Origin of the sequence: Lacticaseibacillus salsurivasis (assembly GCF_036246225.1) — a bacterium.
Classification (GTDB): Bacteria; Bacillota; Bacilli; order Lactobacillales; family Lactobacillaceae; genus Lacticaseibacillus; species Lacticaseibacillus salsurivasis.
This window is the reverse complement of record NZ_BTTP01000034.1, coordinates 1-5,393: the sequence shown is the minus strand read 5'-3', so window position 1 is coordinate 5,393 and position 5,393 is coordinate 1. Positions and strand designations below refer to the sequence as shown.

Sequence of the window (5,393 nt, the reverse complement as noted above, 5' to 3'; positions counted from 1 at the left end):
TGAATAGCTCGATTTGTTGTTTGCGAATTGACTTCGCTCATGTTTAATTCTCTTCGATTTACATCGAAAAGCCCTATCACATTTACGAAACTTTGTTCAGTTTTCAAAGGACTACCTTGTCCAAAAGACAACTTTAACAGTCTAGCAATTGAACATGTCGTTGTCAACACTATTTTTCAACCATGCCGTGTAACCGGCGTGTCTCGGCGTTTCACAACGTTGACAATAATACCAACTCCCCCAAGGGCCGTCAACACTTTTTTGGCAAAACCACAAAACAATCACCGGTGTTTAGAAATTTCACAAACTTTAGTAGCGCTTACAGTTGCGCATAAAAAAACAGCCTCCAAGTCGAGGCTGTTCTATAACTCATGACTTTATTCACCGGTAATAACGGTTTGACCAGCCATGTATGGGACCAAGACATCGGGAATAGTCACTGAGCCATCGGCATTTTGATAATTTTCCAAAATCGCAGCGACGGTCCGACCAACGGCGAGACCGGAGCCATTCAAGGTGTGGACATACTGCGGCTTGCCGTTCTCATCGCGGTAACGGATCTGCGCGCGGCGTGCTTGGAAGTCCGTGCAGTTCGAGCAGCTGGAGATTTCGCGGTACCGATCCTGAGCTGGCAGCCAGACTTCAAGGTCGTTGGTCTTGGCCGAGGTGAAGCTGGCGTCATTAGAGGCAAGCGTAATGACATGGTAAGGCAGGCCGAGTTTCTCCAGCAAATCGCCAGCATCGTGAATCAGCTTTTTCAATTCATTCCAAGAATCCTCTGGCTTGCAGAACTTCACCATTTCGACCTTGTTGAACTGGTGCATCCGAATCAAGCCGCGGGTATCCCGCCCGGCACTCCCAGCTTCAGAGCGGAAAGCTGGGGTCAATGCGGTCACAGAAATCGGCAATTTCTCCGCGTCGATGATTTCGCTGCGATAGTAGTTGACCAAAGGCACTTCCGCTGTCGGAATCAGCGTCAGCGGATCTTCTTCATTCATGATGGTGTAAACATCTTGGCCAAACTTGGGAAATTGGCCGGTGCCGAACATCGAGTCATTGTTAACCAGGTATGGCGGAATGATTTCTTCGTAGCCTTCCTTGTAGTGTTCATCCAGGAAGAAGTTGTAAACCGCGCGTTCCAGGCGGGCACCAGCGCCTTTGTAGTAAACAAAACGGCTACCGGCGACTTTCGCGGCCCGTTCAAAGTCCAAAATGCCGAGCGCTTCCCCGATTTCAAAGTGGGCTTTCGGGGTAAAGTCAAACTGACGGATAGTGCCGACTTTGTATTCCTCCCGCGAGTCGTCCTCGTTCAGGGACATTGGCACATCATCAGCTGGGAAGTTAGGCAGACGCACCAGTGTGTAGTTCATCTTGTCTTGGACCGCAGCCAGTTCCTTGTCCAAGGCCCCGATCTGCTTACCAACTTCACGCATGGCCTGAATCTCGGCATCAGCATTTTCTTTGTTGCGCTTTTTCTGTGAGATTTCATCCGAAACCTTGTTGCGCTGAGCCTTGAGTTCCTCAGTTTTGGCAATCAAAGTCCGCCGCTGGACATCTTCGGCCAGCAGGTCATCGATTTCCTCACCTTTAACATTGCGGGCGGCGAGCTTGGTCTTGGCCCATTCCGGGTTGTCCCGGATCACTTTAATATCTAGCATAATATCCTCCTATGACGTGATTGCACACAAAAAGCCCTTCATCTCATTGGGACGAAAGGCTTTTCCGCGGTGCCACCCAAGTTTGACCCGAAGGCCACCCTTAATTCGCTGATAACGGCCAGCAGCCGTGCGGTTCGACGCCGCCCACTGTCGCGCTGGAATAAGAAAGCTCGTAGCTCGCACCGCCCGCTACGTCTCTGTTGCTTTCTGGATAAGCGCCTAATCACGTGTTGTTTTGTTAAGGCAAGAATACTGCATTTTACGTTTGGCTGCAACTAGTAGTCAAAGTCTGTGCTATTGATGGCGATGGCGCTCTTCTCATCCCAGAGTTGGCGCAGTTCACTATAAAGCTCGCCGTACCAATCGTTGGACACGCTGGCCGCCCACTTATAAGTCAACTGGCCGGCCCGGAACTGGTGCGAATCCGGCAGCTCGGCACTTTCAATGATTAAGTCTGCCGCTTTCAAATCATCAGCCGGCGACAAGACTTCAACGAACGGTTGCGCCATCAAAAAACCGACCAGATCAATATAACCTAGGACCGTTTGCTCGATCACTGGCGCCACTTTGACTTTCACCAGCGGCGCAAACTGCATCGCCACCTGCTGCACATTCGTATAATACGAATGCACGAGTTGATCCATCACCGGCTCCAAGATTTCCAGGTGCCGCGTGTACACCACATGTTCCAGGGTCTGGCGCACCTTACGCTCCAGCACTGGGCTATCCGGCATTTGGGCAATGCGCTGATTCATGGCGTAGGCAATGGTTTGCGACAAGTCGCCGCGGAACTGCAAGGTGCTAACGGTATTCGCCAGCAAATTCGCCCGGAGCATGTTGAAGGCCGCTTTGGGCAGCTGTCCTTCCACCAAGAAGCTGACTGGCAGTTTCTCGAGAAAATCGGTCACTAGAGTATAAATGCTGGGATTATAGCGTTTGAACCGATCGAAAGTTTTGGCCTGAAGCCGCGTACTGGTTGACGTGTAAAACGGCAAAAAGTGGAACGTAAAGTACAGGGCCGTGCTTTCCCCCATTTGCTCGTCGGTACTAAGCACTGGGAAATGGAACCGGTCGCTGTTCAGCGCGCTCAGTTCGTCAAACATATTGGCCACCGGATACTTTAACACCGTGTCCGCTGGCACGTATGGCACGCGCTGGCCCTCATCCGCTCGCCGCTGTGAAATAGCAATGTAGTACATCAGAATTTCACGAGTGACGTAATTCGGCTGGCCAATATCGAACAACTTCACGGATCCATCAATCACTTCACCCAGAATATCCCGCGGCAAATCGTCAAACGGCCAAGCGGAACCGTCAGTGGCCATCCAGTAGATCATGGTTAAAAACAGCCGGATACATTTTTCATCGCCTTGCAGCGTCAACGTCTCATAGGAAAACCGGACGCCAAACTCCCGAGCAAATTCACGCAGCGGCTTTAGGTGCCGCAGCATGGTGGCTTTGGACGTCTGCTCAGCAGCCAAAAACGTGTCAAAGTCAGGATAATCATGGTATAAAAGCGTCTTTAAAAAATGGTATGGGTGCCCTTCCCGCACCAACGCCCAGCGTAAAGTGCTGGAAGACACATTAAAAAGCTTGCGAACCGCGGTGGTTTTAACCCCCAACACCGCGGCTAAAGTGGCGACTAAACTATTATAAGTATTGTAAACAGCGCCATAGTTCCGTTTGGTCAAAGCCGCAATCTGCTTCAAATTGACCTCTGTCACCAATGGCTCCCCGGTGCGCTCAATTGCGAGCCGTTCCGCAACAGGCGTTTGCGATGCCCGCGCATTCACGATTCGCCGGAATAAACTCAGCTCCTCGATTCGCGACTGCGACAGGAAGAAATCTTCTCGTCCACGCATAACTATTCTCCTTTTCCCCCAAAAACTAAAAACCTATTAAGCCTACTAATTATAACAACAAACTCTTATTTATGAAAAAAGTTTTCAACATTTCTGTACCAGCCGCTAAAAAATCGAGCAAGCCCGGGCTTTTTGATGCGTTTGCGCGCCATTTTTGGTATACTCGCTGGAGATATAACGCCGAGAAAGGGGTGGTCACATGAGCTATGAAGCAATCTTCTTCGAAAAAAGCGATCTGCAAAAATTCGAAATGTTTCGCACCTTGACCGTGCATCATAGCGATGGCTTATCCATCAGCGATCTGGCCGCCAAGCTGAGCCTGTCTTACCAGCAGAGCTACAACATTTTTCAAGAACTGCTGCGCGATCTCGTCGACTTAACCGACGACACCCGCGCCGTGTGCAAAAAGGCCTTAAATGGGACCACCCCGCTGAAGATCAGCCTCGATGACTACCGGACTTACCTTTTGCAAGACGCCATTGCCTTTCAGTTTATTGACTATCTGGTGCAAGGCAACCGGCCATCGCTGGATCGCTTCTGCGCCGAGCGCTACATCAGTCGCTCGACTTTGATGCGCAAAACCATTCCGGTGCGCAATTTTCTGGCGGAATTTCACCTAAAACTCTCGCTGACCAAAACGGCCTTTGTCGGTGATGAGAAACAGGTGCGGCTTTTCCTGCAGCAGTTCTACTGGCTGAGTTATCATGGCACCGAATGGCCGTTCCAAGCCATCTCTTATCGCCAGTTGCGCGCTCAGTACCGCGAGCTACCGTCTGCGGATCCTGATCCGATCGTGGCCGCCCAAGAGCGCGTGTTTTGGGCCATTTGCCGCACGCGTCTGTTGCACGGGCACTACATCAAGCTGGATGCCAGCTTTGCCCGCATCTTTACGCATTATCCGTTCCCGACCATCAATTTTTATCAAGAAAAGGCCTTCCCAGGGCTAACAAAACATATTTTGACGGAAGAAAATGCCTTTTTTTACTTCTTTCAGCAAAAGACGATTCGCTTCACGCCACCGACCGCCGACCTCCAGCCAGCCGTCACCTTTATCAAACAAGCGGACAGTCCCATTTGGCCACTGGTCAAAAACTTGTTGGCCATGCTTCAAACAAACCTGCGCGACCCCGAAGATCCGGTTTTAAAAAACGACGAGATTCTCCAAATGAACCTCCTCCGGATGACGGCGGCGTTTGCGCTGATGGGTGGCAACTACGTCAAGCAGCCGGACCTGTTCCCGCCTGACGCTATCACTTACCAACAAACCCAGCTGCAAACTGAGCTCGCCAAGTTTATCGCTGACCTCCCGGATGAGCCTGCGTACCAGCCTTATAAGCAATCCGCAGAGGCCTTCATGCGTGTCCTGTTCTACCTGTTGGTTCCGTACTTGCGCCGCTTCAAGTGGGACAACACCGTCAAGGTCAAGTTGGTGATGGAGACCACCGATATTGTCTACCGCAACATCATCAACTTCCTGCAAAACCTTAATGTTGTTGAGCTTTTGCCGGATAATGCGCCGCTGACCAAAGCGGATTTGCTGGTTACCTCTTTGGACGATTTCATCGATCGCGACCAGCTCACCTCTGATGCCGGCAAAATGGCCATTTTCAACTGGTACCTGGATGCCACAACCAGCGACTACCGCGCCTTGTTTGAACAAATCGCGGCGCTGTATCGCGCCAAGCTGACACGCCAAGCCACGCTTGCATAACCTGAAGCGAATCAAAACGACCCCGCCAACCGCATTGTGAAGTGCAATAGAAAAGTTAGACAATTTAGATTTTGAATTAAGCAATCATGGTTTGTTCCCGGTACTCAACTGGGGTCAAGCCATTTTTGTTTCTCGAAATTCTGACATTGTTAAACCAATCCA

4 protein-coding genes are annotated in these 5,393 nt (G+C 50.7%); 1 reads left to right on the top strand and 3 read right to left on the bottom strand.

Going from position 1 to position 5,393, the window contains the following annotated elements; translation table 11 throughout:
• Positions 1 to 377: 377 nt before the first annotated feature.
• Entirely contained in the window at positions 378 to 1,658 is a 1,281-nt protein-coding gene (serS, locus tag AAA927_RS12745; RefSeq protein WP_338218145.1) for a serine--tRNA ligase, read from the bottom strand.
• 275 nt (positions 1,659 to 1,933) lie between these two features.
• On the bottom strand, positions 1,934 to 3,520 hold the full coding sequence (locus AAA927_RS12740) for a helix-turn-helix domain-containing protein (protein ID WP_338218144.1): 1,587 nt from the start codon (positions 3,518 to 3,520) through the stop codon (positions 1,934 to 1,936).
• A 199-nt stretch (positions 3,521 to 3,719) separates the two neighbouring features.
• On the opposite strand from AAA927_RS12740, the gene AAA927_RS12735 reads away from it, so the two are divergent.
• Positions 3,720 to 5,231, top strand: a complete 1,512-nt coding sequence (locus AAA927_RS12735) for a helix-turn-helix domain-containing protein (protein WP_338218143.1) — start codon at positions 3,720 to 3,722, stop codon at positions 5,229 to 5,231.
• Positions 5,232 to 5,307: 76 nt separating this feature from the next.
• Here AAA927_RS12735 and AAA927_RS12920 read toward each other — a convergent pair.
• Positions 5,308 to 5,393, bottom strand: an 86-nt coding sequence (locus tag AAA927_RS12920) for an IS3 family transposase (RefSeq protein WP_366150658.1), incomplete at its 5' end; no start/stop codon positions are given.

What these genes read in the sequence shown, in the direction of transcription:
- serS (WP_338218145.1), bottom strand. Translation starts at nt 1,658, where the DNA reads ATGCTAGATATTAAAGTGATCCGGGACAACCCGGAATGGGCCAAGACC.
- AAA927_RS12740 (WP_338218144.1), bottom strand. Translation starts at nt 3,520, where the DNA reads ATGCGTGGACGAGAAGATTTCTTCCTGTCGCAGTCGCGAATCGAGGAG.
- AAA927_RS12735 (WP_338218143.1), top strand. Translation starts at nt 3,720, where the DNA reads ATGAGCTATGAAGCAATCTTCTTCGAAAAAAGCGATCTGCAAAAATTC.